This is a genomic window from Galbibacter pacificus (assembly GCF_029603165.1).
In the GTDB taxonomy this organism is placed as follows: domain Bacteria; phylum Bacteroidota; class Bacteroidia; order Flavobacteriales; family Flavobacteriaceae; genus Galbibacter; species Galbibacter pacificus.
In genome coordinates this window covers 627,994-650,130 of sequence record NZ_JAQSVC010000002.1, presented here as the reverse complement: position 1 = coordinate 650,130, position 22,137 = coordinate 627,994, and the positions used below count along the sequence as shown (strand labels likewise).

21 protein-coding genes are annotated in these 22,137 nt (G+C 37.2%); 11 read left to right on the top strand and 10 right to left on the bottom strand.

Annotation, left to right across the window (positions count from 1 at the left end; all coding sequences use genetic code 11):
- Window positions 1-33: 33 nt before the first annotated feature.
- The 9 genes from PSF86_RS07360 to PSF86_RS07320 form a co-directional block, all read right to left on the bottom strand.
- Window positions 34-1,011, bottom strand: a complete 978-nt coding sequence (locus PSF86_RS07360; protein WP_277899413.1) for a YitT family protein — start codon at window positions 1,009-1,011, stop codon at window positions 34-36.
- 43 nt (window positions 1,012-1,054) lie between these two features.
- Window positions 1,055-1,969, bottom strand: coding sequence for a tRNA (adenosine(37)-N6)-dimethylallyltransferase MiaA (miaA, locus tag PSF86_RS07355; protein WP_277899412.1), 915 nt, complete (start codon window positions 1,967-1,969; stop codon window positions 1,055-1,057).
- The gene (locus PSF86_RS07350) at window positions 1,959-2,798 is read right to left on the bottom strand and encodes an ion transporter (RefSeq protein ID WP_277899411.1); all 840 of its coding nucleotides are present in this window, start codon (window positions 2,796-2,798) and stop codon (window positions 1,959-1,961) included. Before PSF86_RS07350 ends, miaA begins: the two co-directional genes overlap by 11 nt.
- Window positions 2,799-2,807: 9 nt before the next feature.
- Window positions 2,808-4,793 carry a DUF3857 domain-containing protein gene (locus tag PSF86_RS07345; RefSeq protein WP_277899410.1) on the bottom strand — a complete coding sequence of 662 codons (1,986 nt, stop codon included), beginning with the start codon at window positions 4,791-4,793 and terminating at the stop codon, window positions 2,808-2,810.
- Between the two features lie 2 nt (window positions 4,794-4,795).
- Window positions 4,796-6,157 (bottom strand): exonuclease domain-containing protein, encoded by a 1,362-nt coding sequence (locus tag PSF86_RS07340; protein WP_277899409.1) that lies wholly within the window; start codon window positions 6,155-6,157, stop codon window positions 4,796-4,798.
- A 79-nt stretch (window positions 6,158-6,236) separates the two neighbouring features.
- Window positions 6,237-6,911: a YggS family pyridoxal phosphate-dependent enzyme gene (locus PSF86_RS07335; RefSeq protein WP_277899408.1), complete on the bottom strand. Its 675-nt coding sequence runs from the start codon at window positions 6,909-6,911 to the stop codon at window positions 6,237-6,239.
- 26 nt (window positions 6,912-6,937) lie between these two features.
- The gene (locus PSF86_RS07330) at window positions 6,938-8,170 is read right to left on the bottom strand and encodes a DUF1015 domain-containing protein (RefSeq protein ID WP_277899407.1); all 1,233 of its coding nucleotides are present in this window, start codon (window positions 8,168-8,170) and stop codon (window positions 6,938-6,940) included.
- A 209-nt stretch (window positions 8,171-8,379) separates the two neighbouring features.
- A complete protein-coding gene (locus tag PSF86_RS07325; protein WP_277899406.1) occupies window positions 8,380-9,276 on the bottom strand; it encodes a 3-hydroxyacyl-CoA dehydrogenase family protein in 897 nt (298 codons plus the stop codon).
- A 30-nt stretch (window positions 9,277-9,306) separates the two neighbouring features.
- Window positions 9,307-10,275: a Gfo/Idh/MocA family protein gene (locus tag PSF86_RS07320; RefSeq protein ID WP_277899405.1), complete on the bottom strand. Its 969-nt coding sequence runs from the start codon at window positions 10,273-10,275 to the stop codon at window positions 9,307-9,309.
- 296 nt (window positions 10,276-10,571) lie between these two features.
- On the opposite strand from PSF86_RS07320, the gene PSF86_RS07315 reads away from it, so the two are divergent.
- A complete protein-coding gene (locus PSF86_RS07315) occupies window positions 10,572-11,213 on the top strand; it encodes a protein-L-isoaspartate(D-aspartate) O-methyltransferase (protein WP_277899404.1) in 642 nt (213 codons plus the stop codon).
- 11 nt (window positions 11,214-11,224) lie between these two features.
- Window positions 11,225-11,482 carry a hypothetical protein gene (locus PSF86_RS07310; RefSeq protein WP_277899403.1) on the top strand — a complete coding sequence of 86 codons (258 nt, stop codon included), beginning with the start codon at window positions 11,225-11,227 and terminating at the stop codon, window positions 11,480-11,482.
- Between the two features lie 214 nt (window positions 11,483-11,696).
- On the opposite strand, the gene smpB is transcribed toward PSF86_RS07310, so the two are convergent.
- A complete protein-coding gene (gene smpB / locus PSF86_RS07305) occupies window positions 11,697-12,155 on the bottom strand; it encodes an SsrA-binding protein SmpB (RefSeq protein ID WP_277899402.1) in 459 nt (152 codons plus the stop codon).
- Between the two features lie 234 nt (window positions 12,156-12,389).
- Between smpB and PSF86_RS07300 the strand changes: the two genes are divergently transcribed.
- From PSF86_RS07300 to PSF86_RS07260, 9 genes are all read left to right on the top strand, one after another.
- The gene (locus tag PSF86_RS07300; RefSeq protein WP_277899401.1) at window positions 12,390-13,220 is read left to right on the top strand and encodes a CvfB family protein; all 831 of its coding nucleotides are present in this window, start codon (window positions 12,390-12,392) and stop codon (window positions 13,218-13,220) included.
- Window positions 13,221-13,351: 131 nt separating this feature from the next.
- A complete protein-coding gene (locus tag PSF86_RS07295) occupies window positions 13,352-14,194 on the top strand; it encodes a 1,4-dihydroxy-2-naphthoyl-CoA synthase (protein WP_277899400.1) in 843 nt (280 codons plus the stop codon).
- Window positions 14,195-14,233: 39 nt separating this feature from the next.
- Window positions 14,234-14,845 (top strand): SPOR domain-containing protein, encoded by a 612-nt coding sequence (locus PSF86_RS07290; protein WP_277899399.1) that lies wholly within the window; start codon window positions 14,234-14,236, stop codon window positions 14,843-14,845.
- 9 nt (window positions 14,846-14,854) lie between these two features.
- Complete coding sequence (locus PSF86_RS07285; protein WP_277899398.1) at window positions 14,855-15,763, top strand: 1,4-dihydroxy-2-naphthoate polyprenyltransferase; 909 nt, start codon at window positions 14,855-14,857, stop codon at window positions 15,761-15,763.
- Window positions 15,764-15,793: 30 nt separating this feature from the next.
- Window positions 15,794-16,555 carry a LytR/AlgR family response regulator transcription factor gene (locus tag PSF86_RS07280; RefSeq protein WP_277899397.1) on the top strand — a complete coding sequence of 254 codons (762 nt, stop codon included), beginning with the start codon at window positions 15,794-15,796 and terminating at the stop codon, window positions 16,553-16,555.
- A gap of 809 nt (window positions 16,556-17,364) precedes the next feature.
- A complete protein-coding gene (locus PSF86_RS07275) occupies window positions 17,365-19,347 on the top strand; it encodes a tetratricopeptide repeat-containing sensor histidine kinase (protein ID WP_277899396.1) in 1,983 nt (660 codons plus the stop codon).
- A gap of 74 nt (window positions 19,348-19,421) precedes the next feature.
- Window positions 19,422-20,099 carry a metal-dependent hydrolase gene (locus PSF86_RS07270; RefSeq protein WP_277899395.1) on the top strand — a complete coding sequence of 226 codons (678 nt, stop codon included), beginning with the start codon at window positions 19,422-19,424 and terminating at the stop codon, window positions 20,097-20,099.
- On the top strand, window positions 20,100-21,143 hold the full coding sequence (locus PSF86_RS07265; protein ID WP_277899394.1) for an o-succinylbenzoate synthase: 1,044 nt from the start codon (window positions 20,100-20,102) through the stop codon (window positions 21,141-21,143).
- Window positions 21,144-21,174: 31 nt separating this feature from the next.
- Entirely contained in the window at window positions 21,175-22,128 is a 954-nt protein-coding gene (locus tag PSF86_RS07260) for a CPBP family intramembrane glutamic endopeptidase (protein ID WP_277899393.1), read from the top strand.
- Window positions 22,129-22,137: the final 9 nt, after the last annotated feature.

Genomic DNA, 22,137 nt, shown 5'->3' with positions numbered 1-22,137 from the left:
ATAATAAAATGTTTTTCAGGCCATCTTTTTGGCTCACGATTTTATCTTAGTCAATGGTTTCTTTTTAATCATTCCGCCCTTGGTGTCCTTTACCGAGTTCATAATAATAAAGGCATTCTTGTCTATTTTATCAATTTCGGTTTTCAGGGTAGACATTTCCAAACGTGTTATTACCGTATATACCACATCTATGTCCTTTAGTTGGCTGTTATCGGCAGAAAAGCCCCTTTTTCCTTTATAAATAGTGCAACCACGTCCCATTTTATGGATAATGGCCTTACGGATGGCGTCGTGCCTCTCGGAAATAATGGTAACGCCAATAAACTCCTCGATGCCATCTATAACAAAATCTACCGTTTTTGAAGCCGAAAAATAGGTTAAAATGGCATACAGCGCTATTTCGGTGGTAAAAATATAAGCGGCTGTCATAAAAATAACAATATTGAAAAGCAGTATAACATTTCCAACGGTTAAACTCGATTTTCTACTTATATATATGGCCAGCACCTCGGTACCGTCTATAATGGCCCCGCCGCGTATGGCCATGCCAATGCCCAGCCCAAGAAAGAAACCGCCAAAGGCCGCAATAAGAATTTTATCGTTGGTAATTGTGGGGAAGGGGATAAAATGGACCGCCAAGGCCAATAATAAAATGCCGATAATGCTATTGATGGCAAACCTTTTATTAATGGCAATATAAGCAAGGATTACAAAAGGAAGGTTGAGGATAAAAATAAGAATGGACAATGGCCAACTGGTAAGCTCGCTAACGATTAACGAAATACCCGTAACGCCACCGTCTATAAACGAACTTGGCAATAAAAACCCCTTTAAGCCAAACGAAGCCGCCAAGACCCCGATAAATAAGTATAAAATATCGTGTATTTCATGGCTTATCTCAACTTCAAGGTCTTTTACCTGTTGCTTAAAACTATCGTGCTCGGTATGCGTGGTCTTTTTATACTTTTTACGTACACGGTCTACTATTATTTTTCTGAAAAATAAATTCATATAGCAATTTTATGAGCTTAAAGATAATTATTTAAAGGATATATTAAGCCTCTATTTTTTGATTGACTTTTAGAAGGATATCAGATAGGTTTGCGGTATGGTCAAACCAAAGAATGTCTTCGTCTTTTCGCAACCAAGTTAGTTGCCTTTTGGCAAAGCGTCGTGTATTTTTTTTTATTTCTGAAACTGCAAAATCCAGTGTCCATTTGCCGTCGAAATAATCAAACAATTCTTTGTAGCCTACCGTTTGCAGGGCGTTTAAGTTTTTATACTGATGTAGTTTCCTTGCTTCTTCCAGCAGGCCGTTTTGCATCATGATGTCCACCCGTTGGTTGATGCGGTTGTAGATTGTTTCCCGTTCGGCGGTCAAGCCAATTTTGATGGTCTGGAAATTGCGCTGTTCTTTTTTTTGATTTAAAAATGAAGAATAGGGTTTTCCCGTTCCCATACAAATTTCCAGTGCGCGGATCAACCGGTGCGGGTTTTGAACGTCCATATTGTTAAAATGATCGGGATCCAAAGATTTTAACCGGTCCTGCAATGCTTCAATGCCATCGTTTTTTAACTGTTGGTTTAATTGCTGTCTTATGCTTGGGTCTATGTCCGGAAAGTCGTCGAGGCCCTTTATTACAGCGTCGTTGTACAGACCGCTTCCCCCGGCCATGATAACAAAATTGTTTGATGTAAAAAGTTTATGGAGCATTTTGGAGGCTTCTTTTTCAAAATCGCCTACAGAATAATCTTCAAATATAGATTTGTGCTGGATAAAATGGTGTTTTGCTTCTGCCAGTTCTTCTTCTTCGGGCACGGCGGTACCAATGCGCATTTCTTTGTAAAACTGTCTAGAATCGGACGATATGATTTCAGCATGATATTCCTTGGCGAGTTTTATGGCCAGCGAAGTTTTTCCAATGGCGGTGGGCCCTACAACTGTAATAAGGTACTTTTTATTGTTCATTTAATATATTTCCGCAGTTATAACAAAAGGTGGCATTGTCTTTATGGTGTTCTGCATTGCAATGTGGACATACCTGTGTATTGATGTCTATGTGTTGTTTTTTTCCTCCTTGTTTGGCAAATTCAACGGTTACAATACCTGTTGGAACTGCAATTATTCCATACCCGAGAATCATGATAATAGCGGCAATAACCTGCCCGATATCCGTTACCGGGGCTATATCTCCATAGCCCACGGTGGTAAGTGTAACAATGGTCCAATAAATACTCCTTGGAATACTTGTAAACCCAGCTTCTTCACCTTCTATAAGGTACATAATGGTGCCCATGATTACCGAAAGTATAAGTACCGTGTAAATAAAAACGGCAATTTTGGTGCGGCTCGATTTTATGGCTTCCTTGAGTTGAGAGGCTTCGCCCATAAAGCGCACTAATTTTAATATCCTGAATACCCTTAACAGCCTAAGCGCCCTAATGGCCAGCAACACATGTGCACCACCAAAAAACAGCGATAAATACAGTGGGATCGTAGAGATAAAATCTATTATGCCATAAAAACTGAAAATATACCGTTGCGGTTTTTTTATTGAAATGATCCTGGCAATATATTCCAGGGAAAAGAATACCGTAATAGCCCATTCTGCCGTAATTAGATATGTGTGGTACCGTTTGTCGAAAGATTTGATGCTTTCCAGCATTACCAAAACAATACTAAGGATTATGATTAAAAACAGAATGATGTCAAACCATTTTCCCATAGGGGTGTCTGCCTCATAAATTATTTCATGAAGTTTTCTTTTCCAGTTCCCCTTTGTTTGGCGTTGTTGCATTGTATATTGTTATACTTGTTTTTTGGCAATCAAGGATTCGTTGTTCTGGATATTAACTGCTTTTGTAAAAATAGCTTTCAACTCTTTGTACTCTTCTGTTGGATAATACGATTTATTTAGGTCAAAATTATATAATATATTGATAATGTTGCCTTTTTCTTGCTTGATAAGGGTCAATTTGCCCCCATTTTCTATTAAAAGGGTTGTTTCGGGTTGAATTGTATTTTCTACTTTATAGTTTTCGGGAAAGGCAACCGAAATATTACTGCTAAATTTTTTAGGATAGCCTATATCTACGGGATAACCTCTATCTTCAACTTTAAACGGGTTTTCCGTAAGGTCTTTAAACAGGAACGGGGAGAAGATAATATTGCCGTTTACAATGGTTACGCCTTCGTTTATTTTAAAGGAAAACGTCTCGGTTATGGAATTTCCCATTTCCGACGTATTATAATCCGTTATTTCTATATTTTGGAACCTGCTGCCCAATTCTTCAATATATTTCTCTTTCGATTGGGTTTTTATCTCCTTCAACTTAGAAAACATAAAATAGCCGGAACTTGTATGTCTAAATTTTCCGTTTAGGTTCCCTTCTTCGTCTATCTTTACAGAAGTTGTAAGTATATGGTGGTTTTTTTTGTATGGCGAAACTTCAATCCAATAGCTATCGTTTTTAAAGTCCATGACCCTCCCAATATGGTTCAAGGCCCTAAATGGCAATATCCCAAAAGGGGCATATTTATCTGATGCGTCCAACAATACCATGCCGTTGTTTATTTCCAGCATGGCAATGCAGTAATTAAAGTCGGAAATAATAGGGTGCAGTTTGGTAGGCAAGCCATTTTGGCGCGTGGAAAGCAATACCAATTTTGCTTCCAGTCCGGCTGCTTTCAATGCATTTATCAACGATATGTTTATTTCTGAAATGTTCCCCGATTTTTCTTTGTATGCATCGGTAATCCTAGAATCGCTAAATAATCCATATTTGCCGTTCCATGTATAATATTCTTTGATTAAATTATAGATTTTTTCGGCCTTTTTTATGTTGTTTTCTTCGTTTAAGGCTTCCTGCGGAATAATATCCTTGAAAAAATTAACCTTGTTGAGTTGCCTGCCAATATCTTTATCGTACCTAAACTCTTTGTCTACGTCTTCCCAGCTTTTGGTATATTTATGGCTGCTTCCGCGGAAATCATGAAATTCTGACAATTCAAATTTAATGCGTGAAATATAATTTTTTTCAGAAAGCATGTATTCTTCTTCCTTAAAGGCAGGGACGTCAACCATTTCATAGGTCAATTTTTCGCAATCTGCACCATTGGAAGCCCCGTCCAGATAGAAACAGCTCTTTTTTAGGGATGCATCGTTGACGGCCAGTTTTTGAGAACCGAACAATGTCCGGTTATAAACATAATTGCCCGGAATTAGAGCGGTGAACCTACTTTTTACTTTTGGGATATGCGATTGGAACTGCCACCCTTCAAAATTAAAGAAAAAAGGCGATTTTAACGTATAGCGGTATTCCAGCACGCTACCTTTTTTTACATCAGAAAAAGTAAAACGGTAAGCAGACCAGTGTTCGTTTATGTCGGTAACATATATATCATTTTGGCCGACTACTATTTTTTGAGGACCATTGTGGGTCATGGCTTTTATATTGCTAATTTTTTCTGTTTCCTTATCTGCATGGTAAAAGGGGATTTCTATATTGGCCTCGTCAAACCCTTTTTCGTTTAAGATTTTTATTTTGCAATAGTATTGTTTTATAAGTCTTATAAACTGAAAATTGCCTTTTCGTTCCACCTCAAAATAATTATTGCCTTCTTCATAAAGTACCACAGCGTTTGCAGTAGTGTCTTTTTGATAGATGGCCATTTCCAGTTCTTCATTGGTAACATCATCAATTTCCCTTCCTTTTTTTTCTTGGGCAGCTGTATAAAAAGAAGATAAGTGTAACAATAAGCAGGGTAGTAGTATTAGTAGTTTTTTATACATATTTAGTTGAAGTTTAATTTTTTCAAATTTCTCTTTTTTCGAATGTAAGCATGTATTAAATGTTTGGCATTTTTGGTGTGCTGCATGGGAGCCAAAATAGATTTTACAATTTCTATATTGTTAATTTGATGGTTTAAGTCAAAATACCCAATTCCTTTAAAATCACCACCCTCTATAAAAACAAAACTATGCTCGCTTGCATTTCTTCCTTTGTCTATAATAAGCATGGTTTTATGGTTTATACTATATTCAAAAATGGCCTTTTTCACCCTTTTATTGTATGTTTGGGTAGGTTCTGTGCAAATACAGGCACCTTTGCATTTACCAATGGTATAATTATAGCAATTTTTTTTTGCTTCCGATAGTCCGTTTAATTTATTGCAGAGTTCAAATTCTTCATCAAGCTTGTGTAAAAAGTTATATGCCTGTTGGTAATTAGAGAAAGTGGTTACACAGTTTCCGGTGCTTTCTGCTTTTTTTATTTTTAAGGAAAGATATCCGTTTTTATCTTCCGACAGGTACAAACCATGTGTGAACAATTTTTTGCTTTTTTTATTGTAAGGAGGTTTGTTTAAATTAACTTCTGAATTTTCCTTTAGGAGCGCAATAAGTTCATTACCGGTTTCGTCGTACGTTACCGCCCTTACTTCCTTTTGGATTTTCATGAATTTTCGGGAGGTGTTCACAAAAATTTGATTAACCCTTTTTTGGATATTCCTGCTCTTGGCCAAAAACATAATCTTTCCGTCAAGATCGTGCATGTAAAAAACCCCGACGGCATTTGGGAGGCGCTCCACAATGTCTATGAGCCTGGGGTTAAGTTGGCCTACGTTTTCGGCCCTTATGTTGTTTTGGATGATTTTTTTTGAAGCATCCTTGGTGAGCAACATTTTAAAAAGCTTAACGGTTGCTTGGGCGTCTCCATTTGCCCTGTGACGATCGCTAACGGGTATGCCCAACGACCGCACCAGTTTTCCCAAACTGTACGATGGCTGTTCGGGAATGAGCTCTTTGGCCAGCTCTACCGTGCAAACCGATTTTCGCTGGTAATCGTAGCCCAGCCGTTTAAACTCGGTTTGCAATATCCTGTAATCAAATTGGGCATTGTGGGCTACCAAGGTGCAATTTTCGGTTATTTCCACAACCCTTTTGGCAATTTCAAAAAATTTGGGAGCCGTTTGCAACATGGCATTGTTGATGCCCGTGAGCTTGACTACAAAGGGCTGTATTTCTTTTTCGGGATTTACAAGACTTATAAACTGGTCGGTTATTGTATGGCCGTCGAACCTATAAATGGCAATTTCCGTAATACCTTCTTCATTATATTTTCCTCCTGTGGTTTCTATATCGAGTATTGCGTACATTAATATATTTGGTAGTGTTTATTGTATAATCGATTATTTAAAAATAGTTAAAAAGCAACAAAAAAACCGCACTCCAGATTTAATTATAATTTCGGGCCCCAAAAATGTTGCTCCCAATCCTTACCATATTGCTTCCGCAGGCTATGGCTATATTGTAGTCGCCGCTCATTCCCATGGAAAGGGTGTCGATGTTAATTTTGGCCGAAGCGGGGTAAATTCCCTTTAATTTTTTAAACAGGCCATGAAGAAAGGTAAACTCATCTTTTATTCGGGTTTCATCTTCGGTAAAGGTAGCCATGCCCATCAAGCCCATTATTTTAATATTTTGCATGTTTTTAAACTCGTCCGAAGCCAGTAAAGAAATAACTTCTCCTTCATCCATGCCAAATTTTGTATCTTCTTTGGCAATATGTACCTGTAACAGGCAGTTAATAATACGGTCGTGCTTTTGCGCTTGCTTGTTAATTTCCTTTAAAAGTTTTAGGCTGTCTACCCCGTGTATCAAGCTAACAAATGGTGCCATGTATTTAACCTTGTTGCGCTGTACGTGTCCAATCATGTGCCACTTTATGTCCTTCGGAAGATTTTCCCATTTAGAGGTCATTTCCTGTACTTTGTTTTCTCCAAAAACACGTTGTCCGGCACCGTAAGCAATCATTATGTCGCTTTCTGGTTTTGTTTTGGAAACGGCTACAAGGGTTACATTTTTTGGTAACGATGTTTTAATCTGTTCTAAATTTTCTTTGATGGACATTTTTTATCTTTTTTAACTAATGCTTTCTAAAACTCATAAATAGTGAGTCCGCTTTTAAGTTTGGGCTCTATGTAAGTCGATTTTGGCGGCATTTTAAGGCCTTCGTCCGATATTTTTTTCATTTGATCCACCTTTACGGGAAAAAGGCTGAAACCAACCTTAAATTTATCCTGATCGATGAAGTCTTTCATTTTAATGGTATTGTATTTCCCATAACCATATTCAATTCTATTGTCGTTTCTCAGGTCTTCTATCCCCAAAATGGGTTTTAACACCGTGATGTATAAAATATGAGTGTCCAGTTCGCTCAATGAATTGCTGAACTCGTAATGTTTTCTAAGGTAGAGCGAATAGAACTCACCATCAAGATACATACCGAAATGGTGTTTTTTTGAAGGCTTGTATAGGTCGTCGCCACGGTTTTCAATTCTAAAATGCTCGTCGAGCTGAATTAGGAACTCCTCTTTGCTCAATCCGTTCAGGTCTTTTACCATCCGGTTAAAATCGTATATTTTTAGGTTGGATTCCGGTATAAAATAGCTCATAAAATAATTGTAAGGCTCTTTTCCGGTATGGTCTGGGTTGTTGCTCTTTAATTCTTCTGACAATAAATTGGACGATGCAGAACGGTGATGCCCATCAGCAATATAAACGCAATCCATTTTTTTAAATACCTGCTGTATGGTATCGATAATTTTTAAATTACTGATTTTCCATAAATAATGAACTGCCTTGTCGGTGGTAGCAAACTCATATTCGGGTATTTCTTTGGTAACCGTTGTTATAATAGCATCGATTTCTGCATTATCGGGGTAGGTAAGGAGCACTGGCTCTGCATTAAAGCCTACTGTTTTTAGGTAATCCTTAAACAATTCTTCCCGTGTTTGTAATGTGGCTTCATGTTTTTTTATGCTGTTATTTTGATAATCTTCTACGCTGGCCCCAGCAAAGATGCCGCAAAAATCCCCTTTTCGGGTTTTTATTTTATAGATATACAACGACGGACTTTCATCTTTTGTAAAAACATTTTCTTCTATAAATTCCAAATAGCGGTTCCGCACCAATGAAAAACGCCTTTCGCCAGAGATGTCATGATGAAATTTATACCCCGGGTTGATAATGTGCAAAAAGGAAAAAGGATTGTATGATAAAGTGGCGTTAAGCTCGTTGGTGGGGTAATCTTCATACGACCTGGACACTACAAGGCTCACTTTGTCCTTGGTAGGTCGTACTGCCGCAAATGGAATGATTTTTACCATACTTTTTTCTATTGATAGTTAACGATTGTTTTTTTGTTTCAGATTTAAGGTTTCAGGTTTTTGGTTGTTATGCTGCTATCATGCTATGTTGTTGAGGGTTGAGAGTCCAGAGGTTCAAAGGGTCAAAGTTTAATAACTTATCCCTAATCCCTTTTCACTAATCACTATTTGAGGTTTCAGGTTTTTGGTTTATTTTAACTACCAACTATTTACAAAAACTGTTTAGCTAGCTTTTCGGCTTTTTTACTTTCGGAATAATCGTAAAAACCTTCTCCGGATTTTACGCCCAGCTTTCCTGCGGTAACCATGTTTACCAATAACGGACATGGTGCATATTTTGAATTTTTAAATCCGCTATACAATACGTTTAAAATGGACAAGCAAACATCCAAACCAATAAAATCTGCCAATTGCAAGGGTCCCATGGGGTGGGCCATTCCCAGTTTCATAACGGTATCGATTTCGTAAACTCCGGCAACACCGTTGTAAAGCGATTCTATGGCTTCGTTGATCATGGGCATTAATATTCTGTTGGCAATAAAGCCCGGATAATCGTTTACTTCCACGGGAACTTTCCCTATGGTTTTAGAAAGTTGGAATATGGTAGATAGCACTTCGTTGCTGGTGTTATAGCCTTTTATGACTTCTACCAATTTCATGATGGGAACGGGATTCATAAAATGCATGCCGATAACACGCTCGGGATGGGCAACCGCCGTTGCTATTTTTGTAATGGAAATAGAAGATGTATTGGTGGCCAAAATGGTAGAACTTGAGCAAAATTTACCTAAATCGCCAAAAATCTTAAGTTTTAGGGCCTCATTTTCGGTTGCGGCCTCAATAACAAGATCGGCATTTTCAACACCTTTTTTTGTATCTGTAAAAGAGTTGATATTTTTTAAGGTACTGGCTTTTTCTTTTTCAGAAATTTTTTCTTTGGCCAGCATACGGTCAAGGTTTCTTTCTATGGTCTGTAGTCCGCGCTGTATGGAGTCTTCAGAAATATCAATCAAATTAACCGAAAAACCGTTTTGTGCAAAAGTGTGCGCAATGCCATTTCCCATTGTTCCAGCACCAATTACTGCTATTTTTTTTAGAGTTGTCATATTTAATATTTGTAATTAATAACCCCGGTTTTAGCCGCGTTCCACAAGACTTACAATTTGCATGGCCACTTTTAGGGCTGCCGTGCCTTGTTCCAGGCTAACCGCGGTTTCCGTATTGTTGTTAATTGCATCGGCAAAAGTTTCCAGTTCATCTAGAATGGCATTGTTCTGAGTTACTTTGGGGTTTTCAAAATAGATTTGCTTTTTATCGCCTTCTGCATTTTGTAATACCAGTGCATACTCGTCCGGTTTCTTTGGAGCATCCTTCATTTTTACAACTTCCACCTGTTTTTCAAGAAAGTCTACCGAAATATAAGCATCGCGTTGAAAAAATCTTGATTTACGCATGTTTTTAAGCGAAATCCTGCTAGCCGTTAAATTGGCAACGCAACCATTTTCAAATTCAATCCGGGCATTGGCAATGTCGGGAGATTTGCTAATTACCGAAACCCCGCTTGCGTTAATGCTTTTTACCGGAGACTTTACCACACTTAAAATAATGTCAATATCATGGATCATAAGGTCTAGGACAACGGGAACGTCCGTACCACGGGGATTAAACTCCGCCAATCGGTGCGTTTCTATAAACATGGGGTTTTCTATCTTGTCTTTTACAGACATAAATGCGGGATTAAAGCGCTCCACATGCCCAACCTGTCCCTTTACATTGTTTTCCCTGGCCAATAAAATAAGTTCCTCGGCCTGTTCAACGGTTTTGGTAATGGGTTTCTCCAAAAAAACGTGTTTTCCCTTTTTAATGGACTGAACGGCACATTTGTAATGAGATAGCGTGGGCGTTACAATGTCAACAACGTCAACGGCATCTATAAGTTCTTCGATGGATGGATAATATTTATAACCAAATTCTTTTACAATTTTTTTGGCGTTTTTTTCGTCAGGGTCGTGAAAACCAACCAGTTGGTATTTATCAGATTGATTGATAAGCCTTAAATGAATTTTTCCAAGGTGACCGGCACCTAGAACACCTGCTTTAAGCATACTATATGTTTTTTAACAAAAATAAGGTTATTGATGGATTCTTTCAACCTTATTAATAAGTGTTTTTAAAAATAGCATAAAAAAAGAGAATAAAGATGCTGTTGCTTTTTGTTTTCTGAAGGAAATACGGTATCTATAAGCCATGGGGTATACAACGCAATTAATTGTTGGCAATACCATTGTTGAAAACTTTAACTTGTTATTTTACAGCTGATAATGATATAAGTAGAAAATAGGGCATAGAAGTTCGATTGAAAATTTATAATTTTACTCCACGATTAAAACAAACCTAACACTTGAAAGATACCTATAGACACCAAGGAATGCGTAACAAACTGGCCGGGATTGTACAGGAAAAAGGAATTTCGGACAAGCGGATTGTTAATGCCGTAAAGAAAATTCCCCGGCATTTGTTTATGGACAGCAGTTTTGAAGATCATGCCTACCAAGACAAAGCTTTTCCCATTGGTGCCAGTCAAACTATTTCCCAACCCTATACAGTTGCTTTCCAAACGGAATTGTTGAACATAAAAAAAGGCGACACAATTTTGGAAATAGGTACTGGAAGCGGATACCAGACAGCCATGCTGCTGGAATTGGGTGCCGTGGTCTATACCATTGAAAGACAAAAGGAATTGTTTAAAAAAACAAACCTATTCCTCCCGAAACTGGGATACAAGCCCAAAAAAATGATTTTTGGAGATGGCTACAAGGGCTTGCCGGACGAGGCTCCATTTGATGGTATTATTGTAACCGCCGGAGCTCCTTTTGTGCCCAAACCCCTTATGGCGCAACTTAAAGTAGGGGGCAGGCTGGTAATTCCGGTTGGTGATGCCGTTCAAACCATGACATTGTACACGAGAAAGTCCCCCAAAGAATTTGAAAAACATGAATTTGGCGAATTTAGGTTTGTGCCAATGCTTGAAGATAGAAATTAAACATATAAAATATGCTCGACAGATTATTTTTAAATAAACTTACCAAAAAAGGAAAAACTGCTTATTGGATTATTCAATTAGGACTAGACGTTATTTTGGGGATCGTACTTTTTGGCGTGTTGGATTATACGTTGGACAGGGGTAATGACGGAAGGACGTTTTTTATAGTAGGTGCAGTTGCCTCTTTGTTGATATCCGGACTGATATGTTTAAGCATTTGGAAGGCACCAAAAGAAATTGCTGTTGTAGATGAAGATAAAAAGGGCTGATTTTTAGGCTTTACGTCTTGTTAATGGTTGTTTGTTGACTGTGAATTTGTCAGTTCTCGTTGTTACGATGTTACGCTGTTATGTTGTTACGATGCTATGTGTTGAGAGTTCAGAGGTTCAAAGTTCAACAAACAACCATTAACAAATAACTAACCACCTAATCACTCTTCCCTTTTCACTAATCCCTAACACTTAATAACCATCTGAAAAACAACTAATTATAAGTTTTTTTTATCCTATCCAGATTGCGCTTGTTGTCGCGGTCTTTTATGGTTTCGCGTTTGTCGTACAGTTTTTTACCTTTTGCCAGCGCAATTTCCATTTTGGCCAATCCGCGGTCGTTAACAAACAACCGTAGCGGTACAATGGTGTTTCCCGATACTTTTACCGATTTATGCCATTTTTTCAACTCCCTTTTGTTTAGCAAAAGCTTGCGGGCGTTTTTTGGGTTATGGTTAAAATGCGTAGCATGCGTATACTCTTCAATGGTCATGTTGATAACAAAAAGCTCGCCCGCATCATTAAATTCGCAGAAACTTTCGGCAATGGAAGCCCTACTTTGCCGAATGGACTTTATTTCTGTCCCCGATAAAACGATGCCCGCCACATATTTGTCTAAAATTTCATATTCAAAACGGGCCTTTTTGTTCTTTATGTTTACATGTTGTTGCATAAGTGTCAAAATTAATAACATTTATTGAATTGACAGCTTTACAAGGTTAATTTATGGGGAATTGCTAGATTATTTGTATATATAATCTACATTTAAACGAAGTTTGACGTTGCCGGTTTTCAGTTTTATTACATGGAAACTTAATTTATGCATCAACAGAAAGTTATTCATATAAAAATTAAAAAATTCAATATTAAATAGCGTCCTTTGCAATTATTTTGTTACAATTATAAAATGATACAGATAGGAGAATATAATACGCTTGAAATATTAAGGGAAACTTCTGTGGGCTTGTTTTTGGGCGATGATGATGGAAACGATATACTTTTGCCCAATAAATACATGCCCGAACATTACGAAATTGGAGATACGTTGGCAGTATTTTGCTACCTGGACCATGAAGAACGTCCCATAGCCACAACGTTGACCCCGAAAATAACCAAAGACACATTTGCACTGTTAAAAGCTGTAGAGGTAAACAATATTGGCGCATTTTTAGACTGGGGGCTTGAAAAACATTTATTTGTGCCGTTTAAAGAGCAGGCCCGAAAAATGGAGGCCGGCAAATGGTATTTGGTATATGCTTATCTAGACGACGAAACCGATAGGATGGTTGCTTCCAGTAAAACAAACCAGTATATGGATAACGATGTCTTGACGGTTGAGGCTTATCAAGAAGTAGAACTTATTGTGTCCCGTTTTACCGAGATAGGGGTAGAGGTTATTATCAACCAGAAACATAAGGGGTTGGTTTACAACGACGAAATTTTTGAAGACTTAAAACTGGGCCAGCACATAAAGGGGTATGTAAAAAAAATTAGGGAGGACCATAAAATAGACATTAGTCTGCAACCTATTGGTTTTAAAAATTTAGAGCCAGCTTCTCAAAAAGTACTGGAGGCCATTAAAAGGAACCACGGGTTTTTAGGCCTGCACGATAAAAGCAACCCAGAAGACATAAAAGCTATTTTAGGGATGAGCAAAAAAAGCTTTAAAAAGGCTATTGGTGTTTTGTACAAAAACAAGCAAATCCTGATAAAAGAAGACGGAATATCCTTGGTATAAACATTTAGAGCGTTTTTTTAAGGAAAAAATGGCAAAAAACTGCTTTGAGGCGTTGCATTTGCTCAAAAAAACGGGCATTTATTTAGAAATGCAAAGTTTATCTGTTACATTTGAAAAAAATACCAATAAGTATGAGCTTACCACAGTGGGAAACTGTTAAGGAATTTGAAGATATTACCTATAAAAAATGCAATGGTGTAGCCAGAATTGCATTTAACCGTCCCAATGTTAGAAATGCATTTAGGCCAAAAACGACCAGTGAATTATACCAAGCGTTTTACAATGCGCAAGAAGATACAAGCATTGGGGTTGTTTTGTTGTCTGCCGAAGGGCCTTCTACAAAAGATGGTGTTTATTCCTTTTGTAGTGGTGGCGACCAAAAAGCGCGCGGCCACCAAGGATATGTTGGAGAAGATGGGATGCACAGGTTGAATATTCTTGAAGTTCAACGACTTATACGTTTTATGCCAAAAGTGGTTATTGCCGTAGTTCCAGGCTGGGCCGTTGGTGGTGGACATAGTTTGCACGTGGTTTGCGATATGACGCTGGCAAGCAAGGAACACGCCATATTTAAGCAAACAGATGCCGATGTTACCAGCTTTGACGGTGGCTATGGCTCTGCCTATCTTGCTAAAATGGTAGGGCAGAAAAAGGCTCGGGAGATTTTCTTTTTAGGAAGAAACTATTCCGCACAGGAAGCTTTTAACATGGGCATGGTAAATGCCGTTGTTCCACACGACGAGCTCGAAAGTACGGCCTATCAATGGGCGCAGGAAATATTAGAAAAATCCCCCACATCCATAAAGATGCTCAAATTTGCAATGAACCTTACCGATGACGGTATGGTTGGTCAACAAGTCTTTGCCGGAGAAGCAACCAGATTGGCTTATATGACCGAAGAAGCGAAAGAGGGAAGGAATGCATTTTTAGAAAAAAGAAAACCTAATTTTAAAGATATAAAGTGGATTCCATAGCATAAAATAACTGATTGTTTAATCAAAAAGATATGTATTATGCCATACATTGACGAACATCACTTAGTAGATTTGCACAAGACTATCGAATCTAAAGAGGTTACCGAAGAACGCCTTTTAAACGAATTGCGTAAACAAAGGGAAGAAAAAGAAGAGATATTGAGAAAAAAGGATATTTTTAAATGGACCTCAATTTCACTTGTAATGATTCTTGTTGTTGGAGTTACCCTATATTTTGTAAGACCTTCCGTGTATGTTAACGACACATACCTGCAATCCAAAAACAAAAAGCTTATCAATACAAATGAAATTGATAATTACCAGCAACAAATATCCATGCTCGAAACCAAGGTCGAAAGTAATATTCCACAGGAGATAAGCACCATAGATTACAGGGACCTTAATTCTGAAGTTATTTATGCCGTACAAATTGCTGCACTGGAAAACAGAGATCTTTCTTTATATTCAGAAGAGCTTCGGAACATTAATCAATACAAGGACAAACCCTACAATAAATATTCACTGGGCAATTTTACTTCATTAGACGATGCAAAAATATTTAGAAAGGAACTCATAGCACTTGGCTTTCAAGATGCTTTTGTAGCTTCTTATAAAAACGGAAAGCGTATCAAGATTGAAGATGGCCTATAATTTATTTGAATGACAAAAATAAAAACTCTTTTATCGGCTGCCAGACTTAGAACATTGCCCCTTTCAATATCTGGTATTATTGTTGGTTCGGCCATTGCTTTTTCAGAAGGTTTTTTTAATGGCACTATTTTAATACTGGCCTTAATTACAACCGTTGGGCTACAGGTACTCTCTAATTTTGCCAACGATTATGGTGATGGGGTAAAAGGTACCGATAATATGGAACGTATTGGCCCCATGAGGGCACTGCAAAGCGGTATTGTAACCGACAGGGAAATGTTGACGGCAATTATCATTACTACTATTTTAACCTTGGCCTCGGCTATTTTTCTTATTTATGTGTCTTTTGAAAACCGAAATTTCAATCACTCCATTATATTTTTTCTTTTGGGAATAGCTGCAATTGTAGCGGCCATAAAATATACCGTTGGAAATACCGCATATGGTTATAGGGGCTATGGAGATGTTTTTGTATTTGTGTTTTTTGGCTTGGTGAGTGTTTTAGGTACTTATTTTTTATATACGCAACAGTTAAGCATTGATGTTTTTTTACCTGCTTTTTCGGTCGGGTTGTTAAGTGTAGGGGTTTTAAACCTCAATAATATGCGGGACATGAACAGCGATAAAAAAGCCAATAAAAATACATTGGTCGTTAAAATTGGTATTGACAAAGCCAAAATTTACCATTTTAGTATTATTATTTTGGCAATGGCTTTTGGGATTATCTATTTAATTTTGAATTATAATGCTGCATACAACCTGTTATTTTTAATCTCGTACCTGCCTTTAATAATGCATCTTAAAAGGGTAAAGCATACCAAAGATGCAGCAAAATTAGACCCTGAACTAAAAAAATTAGCACTGAGCACTTTTCTATTTGCAATCCTGTTCTTGCTTGGTTATAATATTTTTTTGTAGATTTAGAACAGATTTTAACAGCACAAAATTTTGGACCAACTAATTAAGATTCTAATTGTCGAGGACAATGTAATCATTGCAGACGACATGCAATCCATGCTCGAAGACATCGGGTACGAAATCGTGGCAAACGTAGTAGATTATGAAAGTGCCGTAGAAGCACTCTCAAGCCAAGATATAGACCTAGCGCTCGTGGATATTGTTCTCGCATCGAAAAAAACAGGGATAGACCTGGGAAAACATATCAGGCAAAATTACAACATCCCCTTTATTTTTGTAACCTCAAACTCAGACAAAGCTACCGTAGAGAATGCTAAGAGTGTAAAACCAAACGGTTATTTGGTAAAACCATTTGAACAACAGGACCTTTTTACTTCAATAGAGATCGCGCTTTCCAATTTTAACGATGAGACATCGGTTATTACGGAAAGATCGGCCGTAGAAGAAGAGGACGATGGCAAAATGGTTTCCAACTCCGTATTGCGAAATTCAATCTTCGTTAAAAAGAACCAACATTACTACAGGATTCCTTTTGACGATATTCATTATGTCAAAGCAGATAATGTATACCTTGAAGTTTATACCGAAGACAAAACCTTTTTGGTTCGGTCGGCTTTAAAGGATTACCTGGAAAAATTGCCTTCCAAGCAATTTTACCGTGCTCATAAGTCGTATATTGTTAATATCGATCAAATTGAAGCCATCAATACAAAAGACATCATGATAAATGGGAAAAACATTCCCATTTCCAAGGAATTTAGGGAGTTTATTCTTTCAAATATGAACTCTTAAAATTTCGTTAACAACACAATGTAGTCTTTTAACCACATAAAAAGAGGAGTATACAACAATAATTTTTTAGTATTAAGTAAGCAGTATATATTTGGAGTGTTGTTAGTTAAAAATTGATTAAGCCCCAATATATCAATTAAAAACGCAAAGCCTTAAACCTATACTATTACTTACTACTACCTACCTAATTAAATGGTATTTAAAAAGAGTTTTAGAGCAATCTAAAACTCTTTTTTTTGTTTTCAACTCAACCAAGAATAGAGAGCCAAAATTTACCAGAAAGTATGTTTGCGAACATATTTGTGCTTTATACAACACTATATGCCGTTTACACAACAAAAATTATTATTCCTCTAAAAGAAGCCATAAGTTAGCCCTGTTGATAATTAAAAAGTTGGTTAATAGCAAAGACAACTTATTTTTTCATAATGTTATTATAAAAGAGTTTTAAGTCCCCCCTTAAAACTCTTTTTATTTTAAAAGGCAGTCAATTGCTTACATGTAAAAATGTATTATTCTTCACAGAATTTCATATTTAAACTTTTTTACCACATAAAACTCTTCTTATACAACAAAAATTTACTTTTTTCGGTTATATAGACTAAGTTTACCGCGCTGTTAAGATGTTAATTATATAATAATGACGCTTGGAGGATTAATTATTATATATGTTATCTGAAAAAAAGCCTAAATATTGCATTTAGGCTTTTTTAAAGTTTTATATTGATGGCCAACCAGCCTGGAACATGTATTCGACCTATAAAGGCCGGTTCATGCCACAGTGCCAACGGAAAATAAAAGCCCATTTTATGGGATTAAAGTTAGAAATAGCATTGCAACGCTACACAACATATAAAAAGACCGTTTTTTTGTTCTTGCTGCTTAATGCAGTTGTAATTTGCTATGCCCAAAAGGGCGATACCGTTAACAACGATCCTTTAAAGGAGTTTTTAAAGATTAATTCTATCGAAGAACGTTTCAATTACTTTTTTAATACTAATAACCGTTACCAGATTAGCTCGGCATATACTTGGCTGGATTCCATAAACAAACCTTTAATTGAAGCCGAAAAATACAAGGATTCTGTTACCGTATTTAAGTACAAGACTATTTTGGCCCAGCTTTATTACGATGTTGGAAACTACGATAAAGGGGCTTTAATAGCCGAATTGCTATATCAAAAAGAAGGAAAACTGGGCAGGGAAGTAAAAATACAGTTGCTTAAAACGCTGGATAAGCTTTATGAAGAGCTGCAATTGTACGACAAGCAATTGGAAATTAGAAGGGACCTTAAAAATGCCGGGGTAGCTATTGTCCTGTATGATGTATATGCAGAATTGGGCTTGTACAGACAAGCAATGATGGAATATGTAATTGCCAATAAAACCAAACTGGAAACAAGCAACGACGAATTTTATAAGGCAAAGTATTACAACGATCTTGGAGTTTATCTTTTAAAAGATGGTTCCATATACACGGCGCTAAAAGACATAGAAACTGCCAAAAAAAGCATCGATAATTACCTAAAGGATACCAGTATCAGTGTCGACAGGTTTAACGAAGCCGTCTTCTTAAAAGGTAAAATAGAAAGCAATTTAGGAAAATGCAAAATGTTCCAGAGCAAATTCAAGGATGCACTCCCTTATTTAGAGGCTGGGGTTTCTGCCAGTAAAATACACGATAATGGCATGTATTCCAAAACCACGGTCGATTTATGGGGCAATATTGCCGAATGTTACCTGGAAATTAACAATCTTGAATTGGCAAAGGCATATCTGGACAGTATTGTCCAGCAGCAAAAAGTAGTAAAGTCCAACTCGGTTAATTACAATCGCTTACGGGCCAATTTTTACTTAAAAGACAGTTCCCCCGATTCTGCTTCGCTTTTTTTTAAAAAATATGTAAAACTTAAAGATTCGGTAGATTATAGCAGTAGAAAGAAGCAATTGCTGAGTCTTTTGGTGCAATTCGACCTTAAAAACCAAAAAGAAACCATAGAAAGGCAACGCCTTAACCTTGAAAAAAATAAGGCAGAGATTTTAGAACGGGAAAAGGCAATCTATCTAAGTGTTTCTGCGCTGGCATTATGTATACTTTGTGTAATTGGGTTGATTGTTGCGTATTTAAAAAGTACAAAAAACAAACGCCTAATTGAAAACCAAAAGCGAATTATAGAAAACTCGTTAATAGAAAAAGATTCCCTGCTCAAGGAGATCCACCACCGCGTAAAAAACAATTTACAGGTGGTATCGAGCTTGTTGAGCATTCAAACAAAAAATACCAAAAGCAAGTCGGCCATAAATGCCTTGGAAGAAGGTAAAAGCCGGGTAAAGGCAATGGCATTGATTCATCAAAAATTATATCAAAATGAGGATCTTTCGGTCATTAAAATGCAGGAATACATAGAATCGTTATCGGCAAGCATTCAATCCGTATACAAAAAAAACGGAGACAAAATTCACATACACATCAATGCAGAAAGTTCAGAACTGGACGTAGACAGGGCTATTCCCATTGGTTTGATTTTAAACGAGCTCATTTCCAATTCTTTTAAATATGCATTTGAGCACGGCAACAAAGGAAACATATACATTAGCTTGATAAAAGAAGAAGACAACAGAATATTGTTTGAATATAAAGACGATGGCATGGGGCTCCCCGAAGGATTCGATACCGAAGTGTCCGGCTCAATGGGAATGAACCTAATAAGAAGGCTTGCCAATCAGCTCCGTTCCAAAATAAATATCGACAAGAATTTACAAGGTGTTCGTTTTTGGTTTTATTTCGATTAAATTTCCTTAATTTTAGGCTGGGAAATCATGATTAATTATGATTTTGTGCTTTGTTTAATCAAAAAATCAAACTGATGAAGATTACATTTTACGGACATGCTTCTTTAGTAATCCAAATAGACGACATACATATTTTGGTAGACCCGTTTATTTCGGGCAACGAAAGGGCTTCGCACATAGATCTCGATGCCATAAAAGCCGATTATATTTTGGTAACCCATGCCCATGGAGATCATGTCCTGGATGTCGAAAACATTGCCAAGCGAACAGGCGCAGTAGTGGTCTCTAATGCCGAAATAGCATCTCATTACGGTAAAATGGGCATTGAATCGCACCCAATGAACCATGGTGGAAATTGGGACTTCGAGTTTGGTATTGTAAAATACGTAAACGCAATACATTCGTCCTCCTTTCCCGATGGCTCTTATGGCGGACAACCCGGCGGATTTGTAATAGAGAGCGAGCATAAAAACATTTACATAGCCGGCGATACCGCACTTACAATGGACATGAAGCTCATTCCGTTGCGCACCAAGTTAGACTTGGCTATTTTGCCCATTGGGGATAATTTTACAATGGGTGTGGAAGACGCCATTACGGCTTCAGATTTTGTTGAATGCGATAAGGTTCTTGGTTATCATTTTGATACTTTTGGATATATTGAAATTGACCACGAAGATGCCAAAAAACAGTTTTATAATGCCGGAAAAGACTTGATGCTATTAGAAATTGGTGAAAGTATAGAACTGTAAATGAAGGCATCTTATAAAAAACATTTACTTCATTTTAAACGTCCCAGCGGAACCTCAAGAGGGATACTTACCCATAAGGAAACTTGGTTTATTGTTATTGAAGATGAAGGAAAAACCGGTATTGGCGAATGCGGTATTTTACGCTCGTTAAGTATTGACGATACTCCAGATTATGAAGAAAAGCTTAATTGGGTCTGTAAGAATATACAATTGGGAAAAGAAGCCTTGTGGAAAGCTTTGTTGGAGTTTCCCTCAATACAGTTTGGTGTAGAACAAGCTTTTTTATCACTTCAGAGTAAAAATAAATTTGAATTATTCCCTTCAGATTTTACACAGGGAAAAAGCGCAATCTCCATAAATGGACTCATTTGGATGGGCGAAGAAAAGTTTATGAACCAGCAAATTTCCGAAAAAATAGCGGCTGGCTTCAATTGTATAAAAATGAAAATTGGCGCCATTGATTTTGATACGGAATTCAAACTCTTAAAGGCCATAAGAAGTAGCTTTTCAGCAAAAGAAATAGAACTTCGCGTAGATGCAAACGGTGCATTTTTTCCAAATGAAGCCTTATCAAAATTGGAAAAACTAGCAACGCTGGATATCCATTCCATCGAGCAGCCCATAAAACCCGGCCAATGGAAAAAAATGGAACAGTTGTGCCAACAAACTCCGCTGGCCATTGCTTTGGATGAAGAATTAATTGGCATTTTTGATGTAACAAAAAAGCAAGAACTGCTACAAACTATCAAGCCACAGTACATAATTTTAAAACCAAGTTTAATTGGCGGTTACAAAGGCGCAGAAGAATGGATCTCACTTTGCAATAATATGGATATAGGTTGGTGGGTAACAAGTGCCTTGGAGAGCAACGTAGGGCTCAATGCCATAGCTCAATGGACGTATACCTTGAAAAACCCATTGCCGCAAGGTTTGGGAACGGGCAGTTTGTATACAAACAATATAGATAGCCCGTTGGAGGTTAAAAATGGTGCCTTGCATTACAATACCCAAAAAAACTGGAACAAAAATTTAATTACAAGTTAATTCCCATTAAAGGGATTTTATTTTATAGCATATGTATTTAAAACAGGTATTTAATTACAAACACGAATTTTGGCGGTATTTATTGGTATCGCTTATAATAATAGTTGTAAGTCAGATAATGCAGATTCCCTTTGTCCTAGCCATTGTTTACAAAGAGGGTGCGGGCGTCCTTACCAGTGGAGACACTACTGCGCTATTGAGCGTACTGGAACCCAACCTTAATTTGTTTTTAATGCTGTTGCCATTTGCGGTTTGTTTACCGCTTTTGTTTGTATTGGTAAAGGTATTCCATAGTCAATCTATTACGTCCTTAACAACGGGAAGGAAAAAAATTGATTGGAAGCGTATTTTCTTTTCTTTCGTTTTGTGGGCATCGATTTCAGGGATACTTATTATGGTAGATGTGTATATATCTCCAGAAGATTATCAACTTAACTTTAAACTGGTTCCCTTTCTTATTCTTTTCGTTCTCGGTACCTTATTGATTCCTTTGCAGACCAGCTTGGAAGAATATATTTTTAGAGGATATTTAATGCAGGGCTTTGCAGGTTTGTTCCTTAACCGATGGGCACCGTTGTTAATGACATCCCTTATTTTTGGCAGTCTGCATGCTTTTAATCCCGAAGTCTACCAATTGGGCTATGGAATAATGGTTTATTACATTGGCACGGGATTGTTTTTGGGCATATTGACCTTAATGGACGACGGTATGGAGCTCAGTTTGGGGTTTCATGTCGCCAACAACCTTATTACTGCATTGCTTGTAACGGCCGATTGGACAGCTTTTCAAACACATTCCATTTACAAAGATGTTTCCATACCAGAACTGGGTTACGATGTGTTTGTGCCCATTTTTGTGGTTTTCCCTATTTTGTTGATGGTGTTTTCAAAAAAATACAATTGGTCCAACTGGCAAGAAAAATTAACGGGTAAAATAGAGAAGCCCCTTACTGTTGAAAAAATATCGGAAACTAATAGCCATTAAACTTTTTTA